We start from the raw sequence: 26,709 nt of genomic DNA, 5'->3' as shown, positions 1-26,709 counted from the left end.
ATGTTTGATAACCAATTGTGTTACCAACTTTATTTGACATTAATGAGATGGATGAAAGTTATGACAAAAAAAATCGTTGTTCTTGGAAGTTTGAATGTTGATAGCATTATGAAAATGCCGCGAATGCCACTAGTCGGAGAGACAATGGCTTTGACTAACGTTACTACTGCACCGGGTGGAAAGGGCGCCAATCAAGCCGTTGCCGCAGCAAGGCAGGGGGCCGACGTGTCTTTTATTGGTGCAATTGGTAATGATGCCAATGGCCAATTCATGCGCGCTACTCTTGTCAATAACGGGGTTAACGTCGATCAACTAAAAACTAATGGTGATGTACCGACTGGTTCTGCTTTTATCATGTTACAAGATGATGGCGCCAATACAATTCTAATTCATGGTGGTGCTAATCAAGCTCTGACAACTGCCGACTTAGATCACGATTTAATTATTGATGCCGATTTGATTATTGCGCAGTTTGAGGTGCCTTATGCTGTTATTTTGGCAGCCTTTGAGCTAGCACATAACCATCATGTTCAAACTGTTTTAAATCCGGCGCCAGCAGTGTACGAATTGACGCCCGAATTAATGGCTGTTACAGACATTATTTTGCCAAATGAGACAGAGGCGCAACTGTTGACAGGAATTGAAGTTGTAAATGACGAAGGTGTTTTAAATCGTGTGACGGATGCGTTGCAAGCAAAAGGCGCAAAGCGAAGTATTATCACGCTTGGCGCCGCAGGATCTTTTGTTGCTGATGGTCAAAGAAGATGGTGGGCACAACCTGAAAAGGTAGTCGCACAAGACACCACAGCGGCGGGAGATACTTTCATTGGCACATTGGCGAGTGTTATAGCATCTGATTTTAGTAATTTAGATGATGCTGTAAAACGTGCTAGCATAGCTAGTGCTATTGCTGTCACAAGACCGGGGGCCATTCCTTCAATTCCAACATTTGATGAGGTTGAAGCATACTCATGAACTTACCTGAAGATTTCAAAAAAAAGTACACACGTTTGTTAGGACAGGAAGCAACGGATTTTTTTAACAGTTTTGAAACTGTCCACCAAAAGGGTTATCGGGTTAACCCTTTGAAAGCAAATCCAGTGCCGCATGAAACACCAAATGATGGGAAAGTGCCGTATGGTCAATGGGGATACTTCGGAGCTGTTGATGGCCACTCAAAGGACCACGTCACGGGGGTTGTTTATTCTCAGGAACCGTCGGCGCAATTTGTGGGCGAGGTTGCGGCCCCAAAGCCAGGTGAAAAAGTATTAGATTTAGCTGCAGCGCCAGGTGGAAAATCAACTCATTTGGCGGCTTTTATGATGCAAAAAGGCTTGCTGTGGTCTAATGAAATTTTTATGTCGCGTGCTAAAATATTAAGCGAAAATATTGAGAGAATGGGTGTGAAAAATGCAATTGTCAGTTCACAGACCCCGGCGGAATTGAGTGCTCGACTCCCACTATTTTTTGACAAAATTCTACTCGATGCGCCATGTTCTGGTGAGGGTATGTTTCGAAAAGATCCGGATGCAATGACTTATTGGCATTCGGATTACCCTGCTGAGAATGCCAAACGGCAGCGCGAAATCTTGCATGAAACGGTTAAAATGTTACGGCCAGGTGGTGAGCTAATTTATTCAACTTGCACGTTTGCCCCTGAAGAGGACGAGCAGATGATAGCGTGGCTACTTGATACCTATCCAGAATTTGAACTGTTGCCAATTGATAAGCCGATTAACAGTGGCATTAGTGACGGGCGTCCTGAGTGGGCTGATTCTGATTTTGTCAGTGGCGTGACAACAACTAGTCAAACTCAAAATCGTTCTGAGCTCCTAAAAACAGCGCGTTTATGGCCACATCGTTTAAATGGTGAAGGACATTTTGTAGCAAAATTGGTCAAAAGGGCTAAAGTAGTAGAACCTATTGAGACTGTGATAAAAAAACTCAAACCAGCCGAACTTAATCGTGACCAACAACAACTAATTGATGACTTTTGGAAATCAACTTTTCAACAATTCGATATTGAAAATCGTCAATTTCTGCTGTTTGGTGATCGGTTATTTCTTGCGCCTGAAGTGACACCTGATTTGAATGGGTTGAAGATTTTGCGCCCAGGATTGGAAATAGGTAGCTTCAAAAAAAATCGTTTTGAACCAGCACATGCTTTGGCGTTAGCTGTGTCACCAAGACAAGTTAAGCAGCAATTTAATTTAGTGGATCAAGATTGGGCTGATTATGCTCATGGCGATGTTATTAGTACTGATGAGCCATTATCTAAGGGGTGGATATTGATGGTAGTTAACGGCAATGGCGCTGGTTGGGGTAAATTTGTGAACGGACAAATCAAAAACTTTTTGCCAAAAGGGTTGCGCTTTGCTGTGCGTGTTTAATAATTTTTTCAATGGCTGTCATCCTTTTTTTAAAAGCAAGGACCACTATGGACCTTGTTTTTTGTTGCCACTAATGTAAAATTAATAGCTGGAACTAATTGAAAAAAGTACAGCTTATATTTAGTTAGTCAAAATAATTGGGTCGGTGCTACGCGTTAGCGTACCCAATTGAAAAAGCGTGAGAGCGTAATAGAGGAGAATCACCATGAATCAATCAACAAAAATTATTGCTGGTGTCGTAGCTGTAGCCATAATTGGTGGCGGTATTTATGCGGCTACTAGTCATAAATCAACATCATCAACTGATAGCAGCAAATCAGCCACACTGGGCCTTGTTCTGGACGTGGGTGGTGTGGATGACCATTCATTCAACCAATCTGCATGGGAAGGCGCACAAGCTTATGCTAAGAAAAATAATTTGAAGTCTGGTCAAAATGCCCCTGTGACTTATTTTAATACAGCTGATCATTCTGACCTTGATCAAAATTTTAATTTGGCAACTAAGAGTAAGAAGTACACGATTGTTTATGGTATTGGCTATTCATTGAACCAATCAATCACAAAATCTGCTAAATTGAACCCTAAGCAAAAATTTGTTTTGGTAGATGACATTGTTAAAAGTCGTAAAAACGTCGCAAGCGTCATGTTCCGTTCTGAACAATCATCATATCTTGCTGGTGTTGCTGCTGCAACAAAAGCCGATGCCAACGGTGAAAAAACAGTTGGCTTCATCGGTGGAATTCACGGTAACATTATTGATGCCTTTGATGCAGGCTTTGAAGCTGGTGTAAAAGCAACTGATTCATCTTTGAAAGTTGAAAAGCAGTATGCTAACTCATTTACTGATTCTGCTAAAGGAAAAACAATTGCAGCGACGATGTATGCTTCTGGGATTCGTACTATTTTTGCGGCAGCTGGATTTGTTGGAAATGGTGCATTTTCTGAAGCAAAGGCAGAAAATGCCAAGTTGAACGCAGATTCAAAAGAACGTCTCTACATCATTGGTGTTGATCGCGATCAAAAGTCTGATGGGGCCTACACTTCAAAAGATGGTAAAAAGACGACGTCAACATTGGCTTCATCAATTACTTCAGTAGGCGATGGTGTCAAAAATGTTGCGGATAATTACAACAAGACCAAAAAATTCCCTGGTGGTAAAACAATTGCTTATGGTTTGAAAGAGCATGGTGTTTATCTCACTGATTCAGAACTAACTTCTGCCGAAAAGAAAGCTGTCAATAAAGCTAAAAAGGCAATCATTAACGGTAAGATAAAAGTGCCTAATCATCCAAAGGGATCTGAATTTAATCAAAAGTTTTAAATCAATCAGCGCCACGATAGTGGTGCTTTTTTGCTATAATGGTACTTAGACTAACTGAGGAGCTATAAAATAATGGCATTTGAGAAAAGTGTAACAATCGCCGGAGACGCGACTTATCAATTGAGTGATCAACTAAAAAAATATACGCTGGGTGATTTAGGATTTGTCACTAACAATGCGGGGATTCATGTTTTACATCGAGCATTAGAGCCAGAAAAAGCGTTAGCTAATTCTATTCAGCTCAAAGTATCCGTTAATCAAGATTTGACAGGTTTCAAAATGAGTACTGTCTCAGCGGGAGATGTTGTTCGCGTTGATATTTTTAAAAATAATAATGCTGAAGAAATTGTCAAGTTGTATCATTTTTTTATCGATGAATTGGTACAACGCGGCATCATTGAAAAGATTAATTAGAACGCATCAACATCATTATCATTTTTTGGAGGTAAATCAATCAATATGACTAAATTTTATTTTGTAAGGCACGGTCAAACGGAGTGGAATCTCGAACGACGCTTTCAAGGTGGCAATGGTGATTCAGAGTTACTGCCATCAAGTTATGCCGACATGAAAAAAGTTGGCGAATTTTTGAGCGACGTTAAATTTGCTCACATCTATGCTTCACCGATTAAACGTGCTCGGATTACTGCTACAAAAATTGCGCAATATTTAAAGAACACACCAGCTTTGTCATTGAGATCTAATTTAGCGGAAGTCAGCTTAGGCGAATGGGAAGGTGAGTTAGTTGCAAATGTGCAAGAACGTTACCCAAAGGCCTACGATAATTATCGTCACGACTTAGATCATTTTGAGGGTCAGGAATTTGGCGGTGAAGGTTATACCAAAGCGACCAACCGCTTTGTGCGAGTAATTAAAGATATAGCACAACAATACCCAAACGACAATATTTTGATTGTATCGCATGGTATGGCGCTTTCTTTTGGATTGAATGGCTTATTGCAGCAACCACGAATGAGTATTCGTGAACGTGGTGGTTTAAGTAATACCTCGACAACTGTATTATCAACAGTTGATGGTGAACATTACCAAATTGAAGATTGGAATAATACGAGTTATCTCAATAAAAAGCAAGATGACTCGACAACAATTTAATGGCATTAGTAACGACAGAATTGGATAAAGTTATTGGCACATTACAATCTGTGATTTTTGCGTCAACGGATTCGTACTTTAAAATTTTATCTGTGTCAGTAGAAGAGACGTCACTTGACGACTGGGACGCGCCTGAAATCATTGTGACGGGCACTTTTGGTGATGTCCAAGAAGGCAGTGTTTATGCTTTTTATGGTCAAACAGTACGCCACCCTAAATATGGTCAACAATTCAAGGCGGAACGATACGAAAATGAATTACCACCCGATGAAAATGGACTAATTAAATATTTTGCCAGTGGTCAGTTTTCAGGTATTGGACCAAAATCTGCACAAAAAATTGTTGACCATCTTGGATTAAATGCTGTGGATTTGATTTTAGCAGATGTTGCTGTTTTAGACGGTATCATTAAGGATTCAACCGCGAAAAAAATGGCGAAAACATTGCAACTCAACCTTGGTTTGGAGCGTTTGTTCCAAATTGGTAATCAATTTGGCATTGGGGCTGACTTGGCTGGCCGTTTATATGATCAATATGGTAATCAAGCACAAGATATTTTAATGCAAGACCCATATCGGCTTGTATTCGAATTTGAAGGCATTAATTTCAAAAAAGCTGACGAAATAGGTCGCCAAATTGGTGTTGAAGCTTCTGATCAGAAACGTTTACAAGCAGCTGTTTATGCGGCAGTTATGCGAGTGAGCTTTCAGCATGGTCACACTTATCTGTATCATGATCAATTACGTTATGCGATTTCTCAAATGATTCATGAGCAGGGTCAAAGTTTTGCAGAACAAATTGAAACAGCAATTTCACGTTTGATTAGTAGTCATCTCTTAGTGAATGATGAGGGTCGTTATTATCCTAATACACTCTTTGACTCAGAAGTTCAAGCATCACATGATATTCAGCGTTTGCAGACAGCCACGCCACCGTTTGAAGTAACGATTGCAGACATTGACCAAGCTTTTGTGACGCCAGGGAATATGACCTTAGATAATACACAAATTTCGGCGGTTAAAGAGGGGCTAAACGCACCTATTTTTTTGCTGACGGGCGGACCAGGAACTGGCAAGACAACGATTATTCGAACGATTGTTGCAACATGGCAAAAAATAGTGCAGCAACGTGCAAGTACCGCTGCAGATGGGCAAAAGCTGTTAAAACAATACCAAGTACGGATGGCATCGCCAACCGGTCGCGCTGCAAAACGTATGACTGAGGTGACCGGACATGAGGCCTCAACAATTCATCGTTTGTTGGGAATTTCTGATTTGGATGAACCAGAATTTAATGCGGATAATCCAATTGCCGGTGGTTTGCTTATTATTGATGAGGCGTCAATGTTAGATATTGAGCTGACCGCTAAGCTGCTTGCGGCTGTACCAAACGGTATGAAGCTGATTGTTGTTGGCGATAGTGATCAATTACCATCCGTTGGGCCAGGTAATGTACTCGCTGATTTAGTCAATTCTAAAAAAATTGCACATGTGGAGCTGGCCACAATTTATCGCCAGGGTAGAGGTAGTAGCATTTCTGATTTGGCGGCTCATGTCAAAAATGGCCGGCTTCCCAGTGATTTTTTAACAAATCAAGCTGACCGATCGGCTTTTATGGTAGGTACAGATCAAGCGTTGACTGCGATTCAACAGATCGTCACTTCTGCTGTTAAAAAAGGGTTCACGCAAGATGACTTACAAATTTTGACACCCATGTATAAAAGTAATGCCGGCGTGAATGCTTTAAATCAGATGGCGCAAGCCTTGTTTAATCCCATTAAACCAACACAAAAAAGTATTCAATTTGGCACTCTAATTTTCCGTAAGGGCGACAAGGTATTGCAGCTAGAAAATGACAGTGAACGTGACGTTTACAATGGCGATATGGGAAAAATTGTCGCTGTCCAGTATAAAAAAGATCCCAGCAATGATGATAATGAAGATCGCCTGATAATTGATTTTGATGGGAAAGAACTAGCTTATCCAAAAAAGAACTTAAATCAATTGACACTAGCGTATGCCACCACAGTTCACAAAGCACAAGGTAATGAGTTCAAATTAGTCATTTTGGCGTTAACCAATCAGTTCGGCTTAATGTTAAATCGAAATCTTTTGTATACTGGCTTGACGCGCGCTAAAGAAGCATTGATTTTGGTGGGGGAGTATTCAGCGTTTCAACGTGCAGCTGAAACTTTAGTACCACCACGACAAACATTTTTGCAACAACGGTTGCGTTTCGATAGCGAAAAAACCTTGCAGTTACCTGAAAAAAATGTTTCTATAATACCTTCTCATTTGAAGCAGGCCGCAGTGTCAGTTAATCAACTCACTGTTAATCAGATCATTGATGGTAGTATTGATCCAATGATTGGCATGGCAAATATATCACCCTATGATTTCATGTAATCGTTTTCATATAGTATAATAGAATCAGAACAATAATGAATGGAGAATCACATGACCCCAGCGTATCAATTGTTTAATCTTGGTAGTAATAACCAACTTGCACAGGAAATATCAACTATTTTGGGCAAGCCGCTATCCCCGATTGATGTGAAAACCTTTGCTGACAATGAAATTTATGAACGAATTGAAAACACCGTTCGTGGTCGTGATGTTTATGTTATCCAAGGTATTTCAGATCCCGTTAATGAAAACTTTATGCGTTTGATGATTTTTATTGATGCTGCCAGACGGGCCTCTGCCAACTCAATAAACGTAGTGATTCCATACTTTGGTTACGCACGCGCGGATAGAAAAGCACGCTCACGAGAACCAATTTCGGCACGATTAATTGCTGATATGCTTGAGTCTCAAGGTGTTAAGCGGGTTATGACGATGGATTTACACGCAGATCAGGTACAAGGATTCTTTGATATTCCAGTTGATCATTTGATTGCTATGCCAGCGCTTGGCCACTATTTTTATGAAAATAATTTGCTCGGGGATGATTTGGTAGTGGTTGCGCCGGGGCATTCAAGTGTCGCACGAGCTCGTAAATTCGCCAAATTGTTACATGCCCAATGGGCGATTGTTGACCATCGTTTAGACAAGGACACCAATGAGTTTTCATATCAGATTACAGGGGATGTGAGTGGCAAACGCGCTATTTTGGTTGATGATATTATTGATACTGGGTCGAGCATGGTGCAGTCAAGTAAAGCGTTGAATGATGCAGGGGTTGATGTTATTTATGCTGTTGCAACTCATGCCGTTTTATCTAACAAAGCCAGCCAATTGTTGGATCAGTCTCACATCAAACAGGTCATTGTGACAAATACAATTGAAGTGCCTGCTAAAAAGGAATTCAGCAAGCTGATCAAGTTATCTGTGGCGGCACCGTTTGCTGAGGCACTAAAACGTGTAGATGCCTTTGAAAGTATTCAAGACGTTTTAAAAAGTCAAGATAATTTGGATGTTACATTATGATGATTGATTTAAAGCCACTGTTGTCTCCTGAGTGGGCGCAACAGGAAGATTATTACGTCACAACACAGCTTGGGGCTTCATTAAGTTTTATAACTGATGGTGTCAAAAAAATAAGGTTGGTTTTTGCTAATCAAAACAGCAATATTACGTTAGCATATTCCTCTAATAATATTGATTGGCAAGATATTGTTGTCGATTCAACTGGTCAGGTTAACATATCCGTTCAAGATGGTCGCCATGATCTGGTATTGCGCACTTGGCAAAAAGAACAAGCCTTATTTTGGGCATCTCCGTTAAAACTATTGTCAATGTCGATTGATGATGGTTTGGTTTCGCCCATTACGGAGTCACAGCCATTTCTTACTTTTGTCGGTGATTCGATTACGGTAGGTGAAGACATGGCATCAGATGGTGATCACCCAGAGTTGAGTTATCCCGTGTTGGTTTCTAAAGCACTACAAAAACCATTGGCACGCATTGCTTATGGTGGCTCAGGGCTAACACCTTTTGCACCGTTTCAAGTACCAACTGCAATTGAATCATTATGGCATGTTGCGCGCAATGTGCCACGACCATTGGTTTCAACCGATATAGTAGTCGTTAATTATGGTACCAATGATTTGAACTATGGTGCCAGTCCACAGGACTTTGCATTTGGATTGCGTGTCTATTTATTAGAGATTATCAAACGTTTCCATGATGCAAAAATTTTTATATTATTACCGTTTAATGGCGCATTTGAAACTGTTTTTCGAAATGAGATGTCACGATTTGAATCATTAACGTTTATCAATACAAACAAATGGCAAATTGCCACAGATCGTGTTCATCCAACTGTCGCCGATCATGAACGTATTGCAAAATTAATTTTGGAGGAATTGAAATAATGGTATATGCAGCAGATGAGCAACGTTATGAAAAGTTACCTTATCGTCGGGTGAGCGATTCAGGGTTGATTTTGCCAGCAGTTTCTTTTGGTTTATGGCGAAACTTAGGTGATCAAATGCCATTAGAAAACTCAAAAAAAGTTATTTTGAAGGCTTTTGACAGCGGCATTTTTAGCTTTGATAATGCTTCAAATTATGGCCCAAGTAATGGTACAGCCGAAGAAACATTTGGACAGGTATTTCGACAAGACTTAAAGCCATATCGTGATGAATTGGTGATTACGACTAAAGCTGGCTATCATATGTGGCCTGGGCCACTGGGTGAATTTTCCGGTAAAAAAACGTTGGTGGCAGCGTTAGACCTCAGTTTGCAGCGAATGGGATTAGATTACGTTGACATATTTTATGCTCATCGTTGGGATCCGAACACACGTCTTGAAGAAACTGCCCGAGCGTTAGATTTGATTGTTAAGCAAGGCAAAGCACTATATGTGGGCGTTTCAAATTACAATGCTGAACAAACAGCTGCAATTGCGAAAATTTTTGAGACACTAGGCACGCCATTTATTGGCAACCAAGTTTCGTACAATATGCTTAATCGCACCGCAGAAAGCGACGGTTTATTAGAAGTTTTGGATCAAAATCATGCTGGTCTCGTTGCCTATGGACCATTAGCTGAAGGCTTATTAACATCGAAGTACCTTAATGACATACCAGATGATTATCCAATTCATCGTACAAACGCCGTATTATTTGAAAATGGTAAAGTAGATTTAATTGACAAATTAAATGCTTTAAACGAGATTGCCCAACAAAGAGGCCAATCGCTCTCACAAATGGCTTTAGCTTGGTTATTGAAGGATCGTCGCGTTGCAAGTGTTGTCATTGGGGCAAGTAATGTCGCTCATTTGATTGATAATTTAAAGTTTTCAGATAATTTGACATTTTCTGGTGATGAATTAACAACAATTGAATCAATATTGTCAAAGTAAAGCCAGCGAAAGCTGGTTTTTTTAATGATTAAAATTTGAAATAAATGTGAACGCTTACAAAGATAGTGAACTTTTGAACAAAACTTGTGATATAATAAACAATATAAAAGAAAAAAGGGGAATTTTCATGGTAGATCGTTTAAAGAACAAAGTTGCAATTGTTACAGGTGGTACACTTGGTATCGGATTGGCTATTGCTCAGAAGTTTGTTGAAGAAGGTGCAAAAGTTGTTATCACAGGACGTCGCGCCAATGTTGGTGAGGAAGCAGTAAAGTCAATTGGTGATGAATCAGTGGCACGATTTGTACAGCACGATGCTTCAGATGAACAAGGTTGGATTGATCTCTTTGAAAACACAATTAAGTGGTTTGGACACGTTGATACTGTGGTTAACAATGCGGGTATCGCGATTGCTAAAAACATTGAAGAAACAACTTTTGAAGACTGGAAGTTCTTGCAATCAATTAATTCTGATGGCGTATTTTTGGGTACTAAGTATGGCATTCAATATATGAAGAATCAACCTGGTGGTGCTTCAATTATTAATATGTCATCAATTGAGGGTTTTGTTGGTGACCCTAACTTGGCTGCTTACAACCACTCAAAGGGTGGTGTACGAATTTTGAGTAAGTCAGCAGCATTACACGCTGCATTAAACGATTATAATTTGCGTGTTAACACGATTCATCCAGGGTATATCAAGACACCACTAGTAGAAAATATTCCTGGTGCTGAAGAAGCACAATCACAACGTACACAGACACCAATGGGCCACATTGGTGAGCCAAATGATATTGCCTACATGGCTGTTTATTTGGCTAGTGAAGAGTCGAAGTTTGCAACAGGATCAGAATTTGTTGTAGACGGTGGTTACTTGGCACAGTAAATAATAAAAAACGTCATCATAGTGATGACGTTTTTTATTGTTCGTATTTTATAGTGATTTACCACTTTGAAACGAAATAATTCGTTTAAATAATGTATATAACCGTACAAATGGCTGCTGATTATTGTTAAAATATGTAAGTAAGAAATAAAAATATGGATGGTAATTATGTCAAAAGTACTAATTGTTGGCTCTGGTGCACGTGAACACGCACTTGCGCAGACCTTTTTGCGAAGTCCCCAAGTGGATGAAGTGATTGTTGCACCAGGAAATGATGGTATGGCTAAAAGTGGCATTACTTGTCAAGATATTGCTGTTACGGAATTAACAGCCTTGCGAGATTTTGCTCGAAGCCAACAAATTGATTTGACCTTTGTTGGTAGTGAAGAACCTTTAACGTTAGGAATTGTGGACGTTTTTGAAGCGTCTGGACTGGCTATATTTGGACCATCAAAAAAAGCAGCACAGCTCGAAGGTTCCAAGTCATTCACGAAAAACATTTTAAAAAAGTATCACATTCCCACAGCCAATGCACAAACCGTCACATCGCGTTCCGCGGCTCAAGCTAGTTTAGAGTTATTTGATTTTCCTGTTGTATTCAAGTTAGATGGTCTGGCATTGGGAAAAGGTGTCACAATTATCAATAATAGAAACGACGGGGAAATTTATTTAGATGAACTATATCAACAACAAAGTGATGCTAAACTAGTTATTGAAGAATATTTGGACGGTGTTGAATTTTCAGTTTTCACGTTAGTTGGTCACAATGGTCAGATGACTCACGCACCGTTGGCGCAGGATCATAAACGCCGCTTTGATGGTGATAAAGGACCTAATACGGGTGGAATGGGTGCGTATAGTCCAGTGACTTGGATTTCAGATACGATTCGCCGGCAAACGATTAATATGTTAGTCGAACCTACCATTAAAGCCATGTCGTCTGAAAAAATACCGTTTTCTGGCGTACTTTATACTGGTGTGATGTTGACGTTACAAGGACCAAAAGTGATTGAATTTAATGTCCGATTTGGTGATCCTGAAGCACAAGTTGTGTTACCACAATATACAGGTGATTTTTATGACCTAATTATGCAATTATTACAAGGCAATCAACCTACTACAAAATGGCAAGAAGAAGACATCTATCTTGGTGTGGTACTAGCGTCACCTGGTTATCCTGAAGCACCACAAAATGGTTTAAGAGTTCCAGAAATACCTTATCCGGTTAATTATGCCGGTGTGTCACTGCAAAATGGTCAGTTAGTGACCAAGGGAGGGCGCGTTTTAACGGTTGTCCATCATCAAAAAACTATTGCGGTGGCTCAAAAGCAATTATATGAAGTACTTGATAAGATTGATATGGCATTAGAATTTCGGCATGACATTGGCTATCAAGCTGTCGAATAATCGGAATGGTCAATGTTTTCAAAAGAACTCGCTGCACCAATATTGTTGAAAACTGCTTTCAAAAGTATAGTCATTAAATACATCTTTTTGATGATTCAGTGATGATGGTAAGAAACCTGACAAAAAATCCGATATTATAACTATAATGGTATACACTATTCTTGTGATACTCCCTGTATTACTAGTCCAACAAACGACATATGTTTATCCTGATATAGTCTTCGTTTGTTGGGCTTTTTAGTTGCTTTCAAATATTTGATGGTATACACTGAGGTTATCAAAACAGAAATTAGTGTTATCGTTAAAATGCAAGGAGGCGAATTACGGTGACAAAAAATAAGTTGATGAGCAATGCAGGTAAGTCATCTGCTAATGTTGTTAAAAAGGCAGTAGGTAGTGTAGAGGATGCTGTGCAAGAAGCTGCTAAAGACTTCCGAAAAGACAGTAAAAAAGAAATTGACAAATAGTATGAATAAATGTAACTGAAAAATAAGTTTGATGACAAATGTTTGCAGGCTGATTTTTCAGTTTTTTTCTTTAGAATTTCGCTTTAAAGTTGATTTCAGCGTTTCAACTGATTGATTGGCCATAAGAATTGTCGTAGAGATGAACTTTAGTTATAATGAATTTAACGTAAATATTAACCAACTATCACATTGATTTTTGAAATGTGTACTATGATCAAAGAGGATAAATTCATGCCAACAGATATTGAAATTGCACAAGCTGCTAAAATTACACCTATCTCTGAAATTGCTGCCAGCGCGGGATTACAGCCTCAAGAAATTGAACCCTACGGTTATGATAAAGCGAAAATCAAGTTGGATCCTGAAGTTAATCGATCAACTGATTTGGGTAAACTCATTTTGGTTACTTCAATTAATCCAACACCTGCTGGAGAAGGCAAATCAACCGTGACAGTTGGTTTAGCTGATGCGCTTAAATTAGCTGGTAAAAATACGATGATTGCGCTTCGTGAACCATCATTAGGCCCAGTTATGGGGCTGAAAGGTGGTGCAACGGGTGGTGGTTATGCGCAGGTTGTGCCAATGGCAGACATTAATTTGCATTTTACTGGTGATTTTCATGCGCTTACTTCGGCACATGATACTTTGTCGGCAGTGCTTGACAACAGTTTACATCAGGGAAATCCTCTCAACCTTGATCCACGTCGCATCTTGTGGAAACGTGTAGTGGATATTAATGATCGCGCTTTACGACATGTGACTGTTGGTCTAGGGGGACCGACTTCTGGTGTGCCTCGTGAAGATGGATTTGATATTACTGTTGCATCTGAATTAATGGCTATTTTGACGCTATCAACTGATCTAATGGATCTGAAGGCGCGTATTAATCGTATTGTCGTTGGCTATACTTACGACAAAGAACCAGTTACTGTTGCTGATTTGGGTGTAGCAGGTGCATTAACAGTCTTGCTTAAAGATGCTATTAAACCTAATTTGGTACAGACACTGGCACATACACCGGCAATCATTCATGGTGGCCCATTTGCAAACATCGCGCAAGGAACGAACTCGATTTTGGCAACAAAAACAGCGCTACAATTGGCTGATTACGTGGTTACGGAGGCTGGATTTGGAGCTGACTTAGGTGGTGAAAAATTCCTCGATGTTAAAGTCCCATTATTAGGGAAAACACCGGATGCAATTGTTATTGTAGCGACCATTCGCGCACTGAAGCATCATGGTGGTGTGGCACTGGGCGACTTAAACGATGAAAATATTGAAGCTTTGTCCGCTGGATTAGAAAACTTAGGGCAGCATTTAACGGCGATGAATCGTTATGGTGTACCGGTTGTTGTGGCAATTAACCGTTTCACCGCCGACACACCACAAGAACTAGCAGTCATTAAAGATTATGTTGCACAATTTGGCGCAACCGCCTATACGACAGAGGTTTGGGCTAAGGGTGGCGAAGGGGCAAAAGACTTAGCACAAGCTGTCATTGAAAAAGCAGCACAGGAATCTGATTTTACACCACTTTATCAACCTAATGATTCTGCAACCGATAAACTTAATGCTATTGTCCAAACGATTTATGGTGGCGAAACTGTTGTGTTATCTGACAAAGCTCAAAAGCAACTAAAAGAATTTGAAGCTCGTGGCTGGGATAAACTACCAATTATTATGGCTAAAACGCAATATTCTCTTTCTGATGATGCTAAAAAGTTAGGAGCACCAAAAGACTTTGCTATTCATATTCGTGAATTTGTCCCTAAGTTAGGCGCTGGTTTCTTGGTTGCACTGACAGGTAATATTATGACAATGCCTGGTTTGCCAAAACATCCGGCAGCATTAGACATTGATATTGATGAAAAAGGTCGAATTACTGGCTTGTTCTAACTTGTACAGCATGATATAATCATTTTAAATATTGAAAAGAGGTCGATCCAGTGCGTAACTAAACTATTCATTCAAATTTCACAAACGGAATTGGAAAGAGTAGGATAAGTGCGCAAAAATCGACAATAAGTCGTTATTTTTGCGATGCTTACGAAACCAATTCTGTGAAAAATCAGAGGAGGTTTTTTTATGCATGCAATCACATTAAATAAAGTCAATTACAGTATTGACGGACGCGACATTTTAACACAAGTTACTCAGCAAATAAAAATTGGTGAGCGTATTGGCATTATTGGCGCTAACGGTGTTGGCAAAACAACCTTGGCGCACTTGATGATTGGTGATTTATCAGCTGACAGTGGTGAGATTTTTATCAATGGTCGTTTCATTTATGTGCCACAATTGGTCGTCGACGATAGTAATCGGAGTGGTGGTGAAAAAATGATGCAACGTATCAATGAGTCACTAAACAATCAACCAGATATTTTGGTGTTAGACGAACCAACAGCTAATTTAGATATGACACATCAAAATTGGTTAATCAAACGGCTGTCACATTTTTATGGCACATTGATTGTGATTTCTCATGACAGCTATTTTCTTAATCACACAGTCCAAAAAATATGGGCAATACATGAACAACACGTCACGGTTTATAATGGTAATTATCAGGATTATTTAGCGAAAACTAATCTTGCTAACGAAACTCAGAATCATCTGTATCACGACGCAGTCAACAAGAAAAAGCAACTACAACGAGCGATGGACAAAGTTAGAACACGGGAAAAACAAGTGACAAAACGTCCCAAAAATATTAGTCCATCTGATGCGCGTTTGATCAGTGGAAAAGGTAACGCATTAAAAACCCAAAAAAAGCTTGGTCAAAATGCCAAAACGATGGCTCGTCGCTTTTCAGAACTAGAAAAGATTGATAAACCGCATGTCACAAAGCCTTTGAAACTTCAAACGGTTGCAGGTCAAAACTATAAAACACGGACTATTTTAAAAATAACTGGGGAAACAGTTAAAGCAGGCAATCGGGCACTGTTACAAGACGTGAATTTTAATTTGGAAACAGGGGAGCGATTGGCTATTTTAGGTGATAATGGCAGTGGTAAAACCACCATGATTAAGCAAATTATCCAAAAGTATAATCAGCCAGTTGGTTATTTTACACAAAACTTGTCTGCTTTGAATGAACAAAAGACAGTCCTAGAAAACGTATTATTGAAATCTTCTCAACTGCCACAATTGGCCAGAGATTTTCTTGGTGCGTTTGGCATTAAAAGAGATATGGCTCTTCAAAAAGTTAATTCACTAAGTGGCGGTGAAAAAGTTAAAGTGTTACTGCTACAAGTTTTATTTACCGATACGCAGTTACTTATTTTAGATGAACCCACTAATTTTTTAGATTTACTTGCATTAGATGCGCTGACAAATTTTTTAACGCATTATAATGGTGCCGTTCTAATAGTGTCTCATTATAAGGACTTTATTGACGCGGTCGCTACGAAAAAAATGAGGATTCAATCACAACATTTAATGACTATTTGAAATTCTTGCAACTGCGCCGTGACGGTGTTAAACTGGAATATATTAAAATAAATTGTTGATATAGTGTCGGATATTGGCCGACAGTTTCTACCCAACACCAACATGTTGGACTATCATAAATTGCGTGGTGTTGATCCATTCATCGTTTGTGATGGGTGGATTTTTCTATGTCAAAGGGAGATAGACACACATGCAAAAGTTTTTTCATCTTAAGGAAAATGGGACCAGTGTACGACGGGAGATTGTCGCAGGTATCACGACCTTTGTTTCCATGGCTTACATCTTTTTCTTGAATCCACAGATTCTTGGGCAAGCAGGTATTCCACAACAAGCTGTTTTCTTGGCTGCTATTTTAGTAGCCGTATTTGGCACCCTGTTTATGGGATTATTTGCTAACGTACCCTTTGCTTTAGCGCCAGGAATTGGCATGCAAGCGTACTTTACCTATACGATTGTGTTTGGCTTTGGCTTTAATTGGCAGCAAGCCTTAGCAATTGTGTTCTTGGTCGGTGTGGTTGATATCATCATTACTTTAACACATGGTCGACGCGCTATTGTGAAAGGTATTCCTAGTGAATTGAAAGCTGCCATAGGTGGTGGTATTGGTATGTTTGTCACTTATATTGGATTAAAAAACGCTGGTTTTATCAACTTTATCGTTGATCCAGGCAATATTTTGACGCTAAATGACAAACCATTTACTGGCAAGGCCACAGGTACGATTAATTCTATTTTAGCGAGTGGTGGCGTGACACCTGAACTGTCAAAATTTAATTCTGCATCTGTGCTATTGGCACTAATTGGTTTTATTCTATTAGTAATATTGGTAATGCGTAAAGTACCTGGTGCGTTTTTGATCACGTTAATTGCGACAACAGTCATTGGTATTCCAATGGGTGTTACCAATACGCACATTTCAGCTGGGACTTCGATTGGATCAGCCTTTGGATCCTTGGGACATGTTTTTGGACAAGCATTAGGCGCGAATGGTTTGGGATCATTGTTCACTGATTGGCATCATGCCTCATTGGCAATTATTACCATTTTTGCAATGGGACTTACCGGTCTGTTTGATGCGATTGGCACTTTGATTGGTATTGGTGATCAAACTGGTATTTTCTCAAAAGCAGATACGAAAGCGTTTGAAGAAGATAAAGGGTTTAATTCTAAAATGGATCGCGCGTTGGTTGTCGACACATTTACAACGGCCTTTGCTGGTATCGCAGGTACTAGTAACACGACAACGTTTATTGAATCAGCGGCTGGTGTTGCTGCTGGTGCCCGTACTGGTTTGGCAAATATTGTTACGGCAGTTGGCTTTGCTTTGATGATTATTTTTGCACCGTTTGTTGGTGTTATACCAACTGCGGCAACATCACCATTATTGATTCTGGTAGGTATCATGATGATGGGAGAATTTACTAAAATCTCTTGGGAAAACCTAGAAGTAGCATTACCAGCTTTCTTCACGTCAGTGTTTATGGCATTTTCTTATTCTATTTCGTACGGTATTGCCGCTGGTTTCTTATTTTTCATTATAGTGAAATTAACATTAGGTAAATTCAAAGAAATTTCCCCAGTATTAATTATCGTATCGCTCTTTTTCTTGATAAATTTTGTTGTCCTAGCATTTATTTAAAAATTAATTGAAAACCATGAAAGTTGTCCCTGTGGGCAACTTTTTTGATACAATAAAGATATGAAAACAGGAACAGTAAAAATTTGGCAAAAAGAACGTGGCTATGGCTATATCACACCTGATGATGGTGGTGATGATATTTTCGTCCATTTTAATGGCATTGAAATGGACGGCTTTAAGTCGTTAATTCAAGGCGAAAAGGTTGAGTATGTTTTGGTACAAGGTCACCAAAAATATCAAGCTGCCCGCGTGCAACCCATTAGGGCAAAAGCTGGAGAAGTTTAATGGCTGAAAAAGAGATCGTGACTGACACTAAAATTGTCTATGAAGGACCTATTTTTAGTGTTGAGACACAAAGTGTACAGCTCTACAACAATCAAACATCACAGCGTGATATTGTGAGACACGTGCCAGCCATTTCAGTTTTAGCGATGGTGGATGATGACCATATTATTTTGGAAAAGCAATGGCGTGCCACAATTGGTGATTTTATTCTTGAAATTCCGGCAGGCAAGTTGGATGAAAGAGATTTCGATGCCCCACATCATGCGGTCGTTCGCGAATTAAACGAAGAATTACGAATGACCGCTGGAACGATTGAAAGGGCAATCGGGTTTGTGGAAACAGTCGGTTTTTCTGATGCCTATATGCATCTTTATGTTGCAAAAAGCCTACAGCCAATAGCAAAATCAGATCAATTACCTCGTGATTTAGGGGAGACAATGGATCTGATAACAATTTCGTTTGATGACTTAAAAGAGATGTTTGAGGCTGGCAAATTAAACGATCAAAAAACAGTAACGGCGTTTTTGTATTGGGCCTATCTTAGAGGTTAATGAATGGATAACGAAACAAGAAAAGCTGCGAAAAAAGCCCAAAAGCAACGTGATAAACAACGGGTGAAAGCAGAAAAAGAATATGCTAAAGCACACCCCATAAAGATAGAAGTTGTCACACCAGAAACACGTCAAGAGATGCGATTAACTCGCAAAGGTCGCTATGAGTTGGGATCAGATGGTAAACTGACACCAATCGGCAAATCTAAGCGATTAACGCATCGCTATAATTTAGCCATTATTTTTTTGGCTTTATTAATTATTGCGACCTATGCGTATTTCTTTTTGGTAAATTAGACTTGGAGCGTAAATTATTATGAAAATCGGTATTATCACACCAATGGCAGAAGAAAAGTTGTCATTGATTGCTGCATTAGATAACACAACGACAAAGCAGCATGGTGGTGCCTCAATTACTACAGGTACTTATAAAGGGCATGAAGTAATTTTAACAGAATCTGGTATTGGAAAAGTTGCAGCAGCATCAGCAGCAACAGTTATGATTGACAATTTTGAACCGGATTTAATTGTAAACACTGGTTCGGCTGGCGCCCTTGATCCTGACTTGAAAATTGGTGATGAGGTTGTCGGTACGCGAGTTGCCCATTCTGACGTCGACGTGACTGTATTTGGTTATGCGTTTGGGCAGGTACCTAACAAACCTTTGTATTATTTGGCCGATCCTGAAGTTGTCGCTGATTTTGAAAAATTAGCAGCCGTTAAAGAGGGACTTATTGTTTCCGGCGATCAATTTGTACAAGATGATGCCAAAAAACGTATTTTAGCTCATTTTCCAGACGCTTTGGTTGCTGAGATGGAGGCTGCAGCGGTAGCGCAAGTTGCCACCCAATTTGGGACGCCGTTTATTGTATTACGTGGTGTTTCCGATTTAGCCAATGGTGACTCAGGCGTTGTGTTTGATGACTATGTGGTTGAAGCTGGAAAAGCTTCAGCTAAGCTATTGTTACGATATTTGGATCAAAAAAAATAAGCCGTTAGGCTTTTTTTTGTGTTTCGGTTTCTTGTTGATAGGGCACGGTGTCAGCTTTACTACTATAACGATTGCCGATAAACATGATGGTTGAACCTATCACGATAATGACAACGCCGATTATTGTATTAAGTTTGATGCTTTCATGGAGAATAATCAGTGCCAAGATTGGTGCAAGGGCTGGTTTAATAAAAAAGACAAGCGAGGCAGTTGAGACATCTGAAGCCTCCATTGCTAGTGAATAAAGTACATAACCGGCTGCTGTGACACCCAAGAATATGTATGCCAACAAAATGATATTGTGGATAGTAATGCCTTGAAAGAAAGGAATGTTTGAAAAATCATGCATGACAGGATTTTTTATAAACAAATTAGCTACACCTTGAATATGAGATAAAATCATAATCACCATCAGCTCCAAGGCCCCAGCAATAAACGAAAATGTGTTCATTGTTAAACCATCATAGCCACGCTTCATACCTACTTGACGTTGCATAATTGCGAATAAGCCAAAAGTTAGTGCCGCGATCAGTGCAAGTGAAATGCCAAGTGGATTCGTTAAGTGAGCTGGATTGACAATAACGAGTAGTCCAATAACTGATACAACAACAGCAATCAAGTTAGAACGTGTTAGCGTTTCATGAAGAATGATATAGCCAAAAATGAGGGCAAATATTGGGTTTGAGCTAAACAGGACCGCTACCGTAGAGGCAGCATCGACTTCAACTGCAATTTGGAAGAATGTCATACTGACAACAACACCCACAAATCCAGTTAAGAGAAAAGTACCGATGTCTTGCTTTTGAAAGGTGACGTGACGCTGCTTCATGTTATGGACAGCGAGTGGCACTAGAGCTAAACCACCAATTAAAAAACGTAGAAAATTTAATTGGACGCCGTTGAATTGACTGCCGGCTAACTTTAATGAAATTTCCATCGAACTGAAGAGAAATGTTGAAATGAGAACATAGATATAAGCTTTTTTCACGATGATTACTCCATTGTTTTTTCAGTGTACTACTCTGTTTTACTCTTTTCACTAGCGTTCGTCAAATATTGACTTTATTGGTATTAAAAAGTAATGTAAAATAGATAACGTACTGATAAAACAAAGGAATTTAACCATGATAACAACATATAACCCAGAACATCTCGGAGATGTTCTAATGATTATTTTGGCACCAAATGCCAACCAGCAAATTGTGACAACCAATAAAAATGTTACCCGAGTGAGTGATTTATCTTCGGATAAAACAACAGGCTATAACATCTTTGGCATTGGCGAAAAATTACAGATTAGGCACAAATCAGGTCAGCTAACATTGACACAAGAACAAATTGATATCGTTAATCAAGAATTAAAGCAAGCTGGATTTTCTGATGAATTGACGGTCGAACCAACGAAATTAGTTATTGGCTATGTCGAAACGGTTACAACACATCCAGATTCTGATCACCTTCATGTCACCGAAACACGCGTGGCTAATGATAAAACCTTACAAATTGTTTCGGGATCGCCCAATATTAGAGAAAATATCAAAGTGGCAGTTGCGCAGCCAGGCACAATGATGCCAAGTGGCGCTTTGATTTGGGATGGTGAATTGCGCGGTGTGCCTTCAGCTGGAATGATTGTGTCTGGCAGAGAGTTGCGTTTGCCAGGGGCCCCTGATAAGCCAGGTGCACTGATTTTACCAGATGATTTTGGTAATGTTGGCGACAGCTTTAATTTTGAGAAGGCCGCTAATTTGTATCGCGATAATCTCGTGGATTTGAATTACTGATGGCCGATAATTTGAAGAATGCACCACGAGTATATCGCACGTTAAATGATGAAACGGCACAGTATCGTCGCTTAATTTTTGAACTGCGAAAAGGTGAGTTACAATATTTTACATTTGTAACAGAAGGTGAAAATAATGAGTAAACAATATTATTTTATTGGTATTAAAGGCACAGGAATGGGACCCTTGGCGCAAATTTTGCATGATCAAGGCAATGAAGTTTTGGGATCTGATATTGATACTTATACGTATACACAAGCACCTTTAGAAGCAGCGGGTATCAAAATTTTGCCCTTTGAAGCTAAAAATGTTGACGAATACCAGTCAGCTGTTTTTGTTCGGGGAAATGCTTTTGAAGATACGCATGTCGAGGTAGCACGCGCACTTGAACTAGGTGTTAAGATGATTTCGTATCCTGAAGCAGTTCAAGAGCAAATTGCTCAAACGACCTCAATTGCTGTCGCTGGTGCGCACGGTAAAACATCAACGACTGGATTACTAGCCCATGTGCTCAAAAACATTGCGCCAACCTCCTATTTGATTGGGGATGGAACCGGACGTGGGGTACCAAACTCGCAATTCTTTGTTGTGGAAGCCGATGAATATCGTCGCCATTTTAAGGACTATCGTCCAGATTACGCAATCTTGACTAATATTGATTTTGATCACCCCGATTATTACACAGGGATTGAGGATGTCACCAGTGCATTTGCTGACTTTGCCAACAATGTCAAAAAAGGCATTTTTGCATGGGGTGATGATGAACACCTACGGTCATTGGAACCAAATGCCGATGTTTATTACTATGGTGTCAACCCTGATAAAGATGACTTCGTTGCTACTAATATTCGTAAGTCAACTTTAGGCTCTCATTTTGAAGTGGTATTTCGTGGTAAAAGCCTTGGTGATTTTGCCGTTCCCTTGTTCGGGCAACATGGCATTTTAAATGCTTTGGCTGTCATTGGTGTGAGTTACATGGAACAAGTTGATCTCGATTTGATACGTCAGTATTTACTCACATATCAAGGTGTTAAACGACGCTTCAGTGAAAAACAAATCGGTGATATTACGGTGATTGATGATTATGCACATCATCCAACAGAAATTACCGCGACTTTAGATGCTGCCCGTCAGAAATATCCTAATAAGCCAATTATTGCAATTTTTCAGCCACATACATTTTCCCGTGTTATTGCTTACAAGGACGAATTTGCGGAAAGTTTAGAAGCAGCTGATAAAGTTTATTTAGCCAATATTTTTGGTTCAGCTCGAGAACAATCAGGTACGATTTCTTCAGAGGACTTAGGTGCAGAAATTTCAAAGTTTGGTGGCATTGTTCAAGAAGATAATATGCGCCTGCTGATGCCTTATGATAATGCAGTTATGGTATTCATGGGGGCTGGTGATATCGAAAAATATGAATTTGCATACGAAAAACTACTCGGTCAACTTCATACTGATTTGACTTAATGTCTATTTAATCCTCTTTCTGATATAATAGACGTAACTGAAATACAACAGCGTTGTATTTGTTAATTGGAGGAGGTAAGCATTAATGGATAATTTTAATATGAATGCACGTCGCGATGTGACGGGTGTTGATGATGGGTTAAGATCATTTTTTAAACAAACATATAGTTTTATGGGTATCGCTATTGTTGTGACTGCAATCACGGGATTTATTGTTCAGAATTTTTTCTTGGCTCAAGTTTATAGCCTTATTGCTGGGAACATCATTGGTACATTAGCACTGTTTGGGGTACAAATTTTAATCATGACGATGATTGGACGAGCAACGTTCAAAAATCCAGCTAAAGCTTTTGGATTACTCATGGCTTTTGCCGTGATTGAAGGCTTAACGCTTGGTTTGCTGTTAGCAGTTTATACTGGCGCATCAGTACTCATGGCATTTGTATCAGCTGCTGGTGTTTTTGGCGGTATGGCTGTGTATGGTATGGTGACAAAGCGTGATTTGACTGGTTTAGGATCAATTTTGTTTGGTTTGTTGATTGGTTTGGTCATTGCTTCCGTTGTTAACATGTTCTTTTACAGCGGTATGGTATCGTTGTTAATTTCATGGGTCAGTGTCTTTGTCTTCTCATTGTACACAGCCTATGATAATCAAAATCTTAAGGTGATGTACGCTCAATATGCTGGACAAGCTGATACAACGGGCTTGGCAGTTAATGGCGCGCTACGTCTCTACTTAGACTTTGTGAACTTGTTCTTTGCCTTATTGCGGATCTTTGGTGTTGCAGCCGGTGGATCTCGCGACTAATTTATTTAGAATAAAATTCAGCCCGCTAGGGCTTTTTTATTTGGAAAATTATTACATGGTATAATAAATAGGATAAGTATTATTTCAATACGCTTTTTTTTAACGATATGATCACAACGAGAAATAGAATGGATAGCAAATGACCAATAAAAAACTCTTATTAATTGATGGTAATTCACTGGCTTTTAGAGCCTTTTATGCGATGTATAATCAACTAGACCGTATGATTTCGCATGAAGGGTTACATACTAATGCATTAGTTGCGTTTAATAATTTCTTGGACCAAATAGTTGACCCCATGCAACCTGATTTGGCAGTGATGGCTTGGGATGCTGGTTCTGGTAAAACGACGTTTCGTGGTGAACTATTATCAAGTTATAAAGATGGTCGTTCTAAAACACCATCTGAATTTTTAGAACAGTTTCCTTATCTACGTGAAATGGTTGCGCTCCACGGACTGCGCAATTATCAACAAGATGGACTAGAAGCAGATGATATTATCGGGACATATTCACGTTTGGGTGAGGCAGCTGGATATTCAGTTACAATTGTGACAGGTGATCAGGATTTAATACAACTGGCTACCGATAATGTTACTGTAAATGTGACGAAAAAAGGGGTCACTGAAATTGAACGTTATACACCGGATTACATTTTTAAAAAGTTCAACTTGACGCCTGCTCAAATTATTGAAAAAAAGGCCTTGACTGGCGATACGTCTGATAATTATCCTGGTGTAACTAAGGTGGGTGAAAAAACGGCACTTAAGCTCTTGGCAGAGTATCATGATTTGGATAATTTATACAACAATGTTGACGGCATGAAACCATCAAAGATGAAAGAAAATTTGATGAATGACCGTGATCAAGCGTTCCGAGCACGTCAATTAGCCACTATTTTAACGGCGGCTGATCTCGAATTACCATTGGAAGAAATTGAATATCGCGGTGTTGATTATGATGCCCTCATTCCTTTTTATGAAAAATTAGATTTTAAGCAACAGTTAGCTAAGATTAAGGCGCTGAAGCGCTCAGGCCAAATTGCTGGAGACGATACGGTTGATGAGAAGAATGTACAAGTTGTTGAATTAAAAGATAGTAATTTACGTGCTCTGAGTATGTTAGGAGACAAATTTGCGCTCCATATTGAATATGTTGGCGAAGATTACCATGCTGGCGAAATGATTGGCTTTGTGATTGGAAATGCTGCTGTCGGGTATTATGGTAGCCGAGATGTATCATTATTACAGCAGCCTGAACTTAAAGCGTTGATTGAAAACGATAAAATTCAAAAAAATGTTTTCAATGTCAAGGCGCAATTAGTCTTGTTTAAGCGTTTAGGCTTGAAATTAACTGGTGTTAATTTTGACTTTTTGCTTGCGGCTTATTTGCTGGATACTGTTGATAATGACAATGTGTTTGCGACATTAGCGCAACGATTTGATATTTATCTCACTCCTGATGAAGAAGTCTATGGCAAGGGCGCTAAATTTCAGATACCTTCAGATAGTGGTCGCGTTTTGATGCATATTGCTCACAAAGTAAATGCGTTGATGGCATTAGAAGAGCCAACTTTTTCAGCATTAAATGAACATCAGCAGACTCACTTATATACTGACATTGAGTTGCCATTAGCACATGTATTAGCTAATATGGAGTTTCAAGGGATTAAAGTTAACCCAGAATATTTACAGGAAAGAGGACGTGATTTAGCGCAACGAATTGAAGATATTCAGTCAGCTATCTACATTGAGGCAGGAGAAAAAATCAATTTAAACTCACCTAAACAGCTCGGTGTGCTATTATTTGAAAAAATGGGATTACCGGTTATCAAAAAAACGAAAACTGGTTATTCTACAGCAATTGATGTCCTTGAAAAGTTGGCACCACAAGCACCGATTGTGGATCACATCTTGCAGTACCGCCAGTTGGCTAAACTTAAATCTACTTATATTGATGGTTTGTTGTCAGTCATTTATCCAGAAGATAGTAAAATCCACACCCGTTTCTTGCAAACGCTCACTCAAACAGGAAGATTATCGTCTGTGGACCCCAATCTGCAAAATATTCCTATGCGTTCAGAAGAAGGACGTTTAATACGTACAGCGTTTGTTCCAAGTGAACCAAATTGGCAAATATTTGGTGCTGATTATTCCCAAATTGAGCTTCGTGTGTTGGCACATGTGACAGGGGATGCCAATATGCAAAAAGCATTTTTGAATGGTGAAGATATTCATGCGGAAACGGCACGAGCTGTATTTGGTTTGCCAAATGATGCCGTCGTTGATCCACTTATGAGACGAACTGCCAAAGCAGTTAATTTTGGAATCGTTTATGGTATATCTGACTTCGGTCTGGCTAATAATTTGGGTATTTCTAGAGCTGAAGCCAAGCGATTTATTGATACTTATTTTCAAGAGTTTCCTCAAATTCATGATTGGATGAATCAAATCAAACAATTTGCGCACGATCATGGCTATGTCGAAACAATTGCTCATCGTCGACGTTACTTGCCAGATATCAATGCGAAGAACTTTAATTTGCGTTCTTTTGCTGAACGGACTGCCATGAATTCACCAATTCAAGGATCAGCTGCTGATATCATCAAAATTGCTATGATTAAAGTTAATGATGCGTTAAAAGCGCATCACTTCCAAGCACGCATGCTATTACAGGTACACGATGAATTAATTTTTGAAGCACCATCAAGTGAAATTGATGAATTATCAGAAATTATTACAAGCGTGATGGACTCAGCTGTGTCGTTAGATGTGCCTTTAAAAGTGGAAAGTCATTCTGGCGCCACATGGTATGATGCTAAGTAACAGAAAAGTATAGGATTAT

General features: G+C 39.4%; 25 protein-coding genes and 1 riboswitch. Of the genes, 24 read left to right on the top strand and 1 reads right to left on the bottom strand.

The genetic code is table 11. From position 1 onward, the window contains the following. Positions 1 to 60 precede the first annotated feature (60 nt). The 19 genes from rbsK (at position 61) to IEU65_RS00720 (ending at position 19,807) form a co-directional block, all read left to right on the top strand. Positions 61 to 975 carry a ribokinase gene (gene rbsK / locus IEU65_RS00810; protein ID WP_031941023.1) on the top strand — a complete coding sequence of 305 codons (915 nt, stop codon included), beginning with the start codon at positions 61 to 63 and terminating at the stop codon, positions 973 to 975. Further along, positions 972 to 2,390 carry an RsmB/NOP family class I SAM-dependent RNA methyltransferase gene (locus IEU65_RS00805; RefSeq protein ID WP_010279299.1) on the top strand — a complete coding sequence of 473 codons (1,419 nt, stop codon included), beginning with the start codon at positions 972 to 974 and terminating at the stop codon, positions 2,388 to 2,390. The genes rbsK and IEU65_RS00805 overlap by 4 nt, the downstream gene beginning before the upstream one ends. Positions 2,391 to 2,595: 205 nt before the next feature. After that, a complete protein-coding gene (locus IEU65_RS00800; protein WP_010279303.1) occupies positions 2,596 to 3,711 on the top strand; it encodes a BMP family lipoprotein in 1,116 nt (371 codons plus the stop codon). A 72-nt stretch (positions 3,712 to 3,783) separates the two neighbouring features. Continuing rightward, a complete protein-coding gene (locus IEU65_RS00795) occupies positions 3,784 to 4,125 on the top strand; it encodes a DUF1831 domain-containing protein (protein WP_010279306.1) in 342 nt (113 codons plus the stop codon). A 45-nt stretch (positions 4,126 to 4,170) separates the two neighbouring features. Next, a complete protein-coding gene (locus IEU65_RS00790) occupies positions 4,171 to 4,824 on the top strand; it encodes a histidine phosphatase family protein (protein ID WP_010279310.1) in 654 nt (217 codons plus the stop codon). Beyond that, the gene (gene recD2, locus IEU65_RS00785; RefSeq protein WP_010279313.1) at positions 4,824 to 7,229 is read left to right on the top strand and encodes an SF1B family DNA helicase RecD2; all 2,406 of its coding nucleotides are present in this window, start codon (positions 4,824 to 4,826) and stop codon (positions 7,227 to 7,229) included. The genes IEU65_RS00790 and recD2 overlap by 1 nt, the downstream gene beginning before the upstream one ends. Positions 7,230 to 7,280: 51 nt before the next feature. Further along, positions 7,281 to 8,252 carry a ribose-phosphate diphosphokinase gene (locus IEU65_RS00780; protein ID WP_010279315.1) on the top strand — a complete coding sequence of 324 codons (972 nt, stop codon included), beginning with the start codon at positions 7,281 to 7,283 and terminating at the stop codon, positions 8,250 to 8,252. Then, positions 8,249 to 9,139 carry an SGNH/GDSL hydrolase family protein gene (locus IEU65_RS00775; protein ID WP_010279318.1) on the top strand — a complete coding sequence of 297 codons (891 nt, stop codon included), beginning with the start codon at positions 8,249 to 8,251 and terminating at the stop codon, positions 9,137 to 9,139. Before IEU65_RS00780 ends, IEU65_RS00775 begins: the two co-directional genes overlap by 4 nt. Then, positions 9,139 to 10,131 carry an aldo/keto reductase gene (locus IEU65_RS00770; RefSeq protein ID WP_010279321.1) on the top strand — a complete coding sequence of 331 codons (993 nt, stop codon included), beginning with the start codon at positions 9,139 to 9,141 and terminating at the stop codon, positions 10,129 to 10,131. The genes IEU65_RS00775 and IEU65_RS00770 overlap by 1 nt, the downstream gene beginning before the upstream one ends. A gap of 127 nt (positions 10,132 to 10,258) precedes the next feature. Continuing rightward, positions 10,259 to 11,017 (top strand): NADP-dependent (R)-specific alcohol dehydrogenase, encoded by a 759-nt coding sequence (locus IEU65_RS00765; RefSeq protein ID WP_004916020.1) that lies wholly within the window; start codon positions 10,259 to 10,261, stop codon positions 11,015 to 11,017. A gap of 168 nt (positions 11,018 to 11,185) precedes the next feature. Continuing rightward, a complete protein-coding gene (purD, locus tag IEU65_RS00760) occupies positions 11,186 to 12,424 on the top strand; it encodes a phosphoribosylamine--glycine ligase (protein WP_010277678.1) in 1,239 nt (412 codons plus the stop codon). Between the two features lie 326 nt (positions 12,425 to 12,750). Beyond that, entirely contained in the window at positions 12,751 to 12,891 is a 141-nt protein-coding gene (locus IEU65_RS00755) for a hypothetical protein (RefSeq protein ID WP_010277676.1), read from the top strand. 231 nt (positions 12,892 to 13,122) lie between these two features. Continuing rightward, positions 13,123 to 14,787, top strand: a complete 1,665-nt coding sequence (locus tag IEU65_RS00750; RefSeq protein WP_010277674.1) for a formate--tetrahydrofolate ligase — start codon at positions 13,123 to 13,125, stop codon at positions 14,785 to 14,787. A 189-nt stretch (positions 14,788 to 14,976) separates the two neighbouring features. Next, positions 14,977 to 16,341, top strand: a complete 1,365-nt coding sequence (locus tag IEU65_RS00745) for an ATP-binding cassette domain-containing protein (protein WP_168441467.1) — start codon at positions 14,977 to 14,979, stop codon at positions 16,339 to 16,341. A gap of 36 nt (positions 16,342 to 16,377) precedes the next feature. Continuing rightward, a riboswitch (purine riboswitch) is annotated at positions 16,378 to 16,474 on the top strand. Positions 16,475 to 16,531: 57 nt separating this feature from the next. Beyond that, positions 16,532 to 17,980, top strand: coding sequence for an NCS2 family permease (locus IEU65_RS00740; RefSeq protein ID WP_010277666.1), 1,449 nt, complete (start codon positions 16,532 to 16,534; stop codon positions 17,978 to 17,980). A gap of 60 nt (positions 17,981 to 18,040) precedes the next feature. Next, complete coding sequence (locus tag IEU65_RS00735) at positions 18,041 to 18,265, top strand: cold-shock protein (protein ID WP_010277663.1); 225 nt, start codon at positions 18,041 to 18,043, stop codon at positions 18,263 to 18,265. Next, positions 18,265 to 18,816 carry an NUDIX hydrolase gene (locus IEU65_RS00730; RefSeq protein WP_010277659.1) on the top strand — a complete coding sequence of 184 codons (552 nt, stop codon included), beginning with the start codon at positions 18,265 to 18,267 and terminating at the stop codon, positions 18,814 to 18,816. Before IEU65_RS00735 ends, IEU65_RS00730 begins: the two co-directional genes overlap by 1 nt. Before the next feature lie 3 nt (positions 18,817 to 18,819). Continuing rightward, the gene (locus IEU65_RS00725) at positions 18,820 to 19,113 is read left to right on the top strand and encodes a membrane protein (protein ID WP_010277655.1); all 294 of its coding nucleotides are present in this window, start codon (positions 18,820 to 18,822) and stop codon (positions 19,111 to 19,113) included. A gap of 19 nt (positions 19,114 to 19,132) precedes the next feature. Continuing rightward, the gene (locus IEU65_RS00720) at positions 19,133 to 19,807 is read left to right on the top strand and encodes a 5'-methylthioadenosine/adenosylhomocysteine nucleosidase (RefSeq protein ID WP_010277652.1); all 675 of its coding nucleotides are present in this window, start codon (positions 19,133 to 19,135) and stop codon (positions 19,805 to 19,807) included. A 4-nt stretch (positions 19,808 to 19,811) separates the two neighbouring features. Here the strand turns inward: IEU65_RS00720 and IEU65_RS00715 are convergent, their stop codons facing one another. Next, on the bottom strand, positions 19,812 to 20,795 hold the full coding sequence (locus IEU65_RS00715; RefSeq protein WP_010277649.1) for a DMT family transporter: 984 nt from the start codon (positions 20,793 to 20,795) through the stop codon (positions 19,812 to 19,814). A 136-nt stretch (positions 20,796 to 20,931) separates the two neighbouring features. Here IEU65_RS00715 and ytpR point away from each other — a divergent pair, with 136 nt between their 5' ends. From ytpR to polA, 5 genes are all read left to right on the top strand, one after another. Then, positions 20,932 to 21,588, top strand: a complete 657-nt coding sequence (ytpR, locus tag IEU65_RS00710) for a YtpR family tRNA-binding protein (RefSeq protein ID WP_031940980.1) — start codon at positions 20,932 to 20,934, stop codon at positions 21,586 to 21,588. Beyond that, positions 21,588 to 21,731, top strand: coding sequence for a hypothetical protein (locus IEU65_RS00705; protein ID WP_010277643.1), 144 nt, complete (start codon positions 21,588 to 21,590; stop codon positions 21,729 to 21,731). Before ytpR ends, IEU65_RS00705 begins: the two co-directional genes overlap by 1 nt. Next, complete coding sequence (gene murC, locus IEU65_RS00700) at positions 21,724 to 23,058, top strand: UDP-N-acetylmuramate--L-alanine ligase (RefSeq protein ID WP_010277639.1); 1,335 nt, start codon at positions 21,724 to 21,726, stop codon at positions 23,056 to 23,058. Before IEU65_RS00705 ends, murC begins: the two co-directional genes overlap by 8 nt. 85 nt (positions 23,059 to 23,143) lie before the next feature. Continuing rightward, a complete protein-coding gene (locus IEU65_RS00695) occupies positions 23,144 to 23,866 on the top strand; it encodes a Bax inhibitor-1/YccA family protein (protein ID WP_010277636.1) in 723 nt (240 codons plus the stop codon). A gap of 139 nt (positions 23,867 to 24,005) precedes the next feature. Beyond that, positions 24,006 to 26,690 carry a DNA polymerase I gene (polA, locus tag IEU65_RS00690; protein ID WP_168441468.1) on the top strand — a complete coding sequence of 895 codons (2,685 nt, stop codon included), beginning with the start codon at positions 24,006 to 24,008 and terminating at the stop codon, positions 26,688 to 26,690. The last annotated feature ends 19 nt before the right edge of the window (positions 26,691 to 26,709 follow it).

The organism is Leuconostoc pseudomesenteroides KCTC 3652 (assembly GCF_014634745.1).
GTDB lineage: Bacteria > Bacillota > Bacilli > Lactobacillales > Lactobacillaceae > Leuconostoc > Leuconostoc pseudomesenteroides.
Note: the sequence above shows the minus strand (reverse complement) of the source record. Positions and strands in the feature narration are given on the sequence as shown.

Excerpts from the sequence above, each read along its gene's own strand:
- rbsK (WP_031941023.1), top strand. The coding sequence starts at position 61 with ATGACAAAAAAAATCGTTGTTCTTGGAAGTTTGAATGTTGATAGCATT.
- IEU65_RS00805 (WP_010279299.1), top strand. The coding sequence starts at position 972 with ATGAACTTACCTGAAGATTTCAAAAAAAAGTACACACGTTTGTTAGGA.
- IEU65_RS00800 (WP_010279303.1), top strand. The coding sequence starts at position 2,596 with ATGAATCAATCAACAAAAATTATTGCTGGTGTCGTAGCTGTAGCCATA.
- IEU65_RS00795 (WP_010279306.1), top strand. The coding sequence starts at position 3,784 with ATGGCATTTGAGAAAAGTGTAACAATCGCCGGAGACGCGACTTATCAA.
- IEU65_RS00790 (WP_010279310.1), top strand. The coding sequence starts at position 4,171 with ATGACTAAATTTTATTTTGTAAGGCACGGTCAAACGGAGTGGAATCTC.
- recD2 (WP_010279313.1), top strand. The coding sequence starts at position 4,824 with ATGGCATTAGTAACGACAGAATTGGATAAAGTTATTGGCACATTACAA.
- IEU65_RS00780 (WP_010279315.1), top strand. The coding sequence starts at position 7,281 with ATGACCCCAGCGTATCAATTGTTTAATCTTGGTAGTAATAACCAACTT.
- IEU65_RS00775 (WP_010279318.1), top strand. The coding sequence starts at position 8,249 with ATGATGATTGATTTAAAGCCACTGTTGTCTCCTGAGTGGGCGCAACAG.
- IEU65_RS00770 (WP_010279321.1), top strand. The coding sequence starts at position 9,139 with ATGGTATATGCAGCAGATGAGCAACGTTATGAAAAGTTACCTTATCGT.
- IEU65_RS00765 (WP_004916020.1), top strand. The coding sequence starts at position 10,259 with ATGGTAGATCGTTTAAAGAACAAAGTTGCAATTGTTACAGGTGGTACA.
- purD (WP_010277678.1), top strand. The coding sequence starts at position 11,186 with ATGTCAAAAGTACTAATTGTTGGCTCTGGTGCACGTGAACACGCACTT.
- IEU65_RS00750 (WP_010277674.1), top strand. The coding sequence starts at position 13,123 with ATGCCAACAGATATTGAAATTGCACAAGCTGCTAAAATTACACCTATC.
- IEU65_RS00745 (WP_168441467.1), top strand. The coding sequence starts at position 14,977 with ATGCATGCAATCACATTAAATAAAGTCAATTACAGTATTGACGGACGC.
- IEU65_RS00740 (WP_010277666.1), top strand. The coding sequence starts at position 16,532 with ATGCAAAAGTTTTTTCATCTTAAGGAAAATGGGACCAGTGTACGACGG.
- IEU65_RS00735 (WP_010277663.1), top strand. The coding sequence starts at position 18,041 with ATGAAAACAGGAACAGTAAAAATTTGGCAAAAAGAACGTGGCTATGGC.
- IEU65_RS00730 (WP_010277659.1), top strand. The coding sequence starts at position 18,265 with ATGGCTGAAAAAGAGATCGTGACTGACACTAAAATTGTCTATGAAGGA.
- IEU65_RS00725 (WP_010277655.1), top strand. The coding sequence starts at position 18,820 with ATGGATAACGAAACAAGAAAAGCTGCGAAAAAAGCCCAAAAGCAACGT.
- IEU65_RS00720 (WP_010277652.1), top strand. The coding sequence starts at position 19,133 with ATGAAAATCGGTATTATCACACCAATGGCAGAAGAAAAGTTGTCATTG.
- ytpR (WP_031940980.1), top strand. The coding sequence starts at position 20,932 with ATGATAACAACATATAACCCAGAACATCTCGGAGATGTTCTAATGATT.
- IEU65_RS00705 (WP_010277643.1), top strand. The coding sequence starts at position 21,588 with ATGGCCGATAATTTGAAGAATGCACCACGAGTATATCGCACGTTAAAT.
- murC (WP_010277639.1), top strand. The coding sequence starts at position 21,724 with ATGAGTAAACAATATTATTTTATTGGTATTAAAGGCACAGGAATGGGA.
- IEU65_RS00695 (WP_010277636.1), top strand. The coding sequence starts at position 23,144 with ATGGATAATTTTAATATGAATGCACGTCGCGATGTGACGGGTGTTGAT.
- polA (WP_168441468.1), top strand. The coding sequence starts at position 24,006 with ATGACCAATAAAAAACTCTTATTAATTGATGGTAATTCACTGGCTTTT.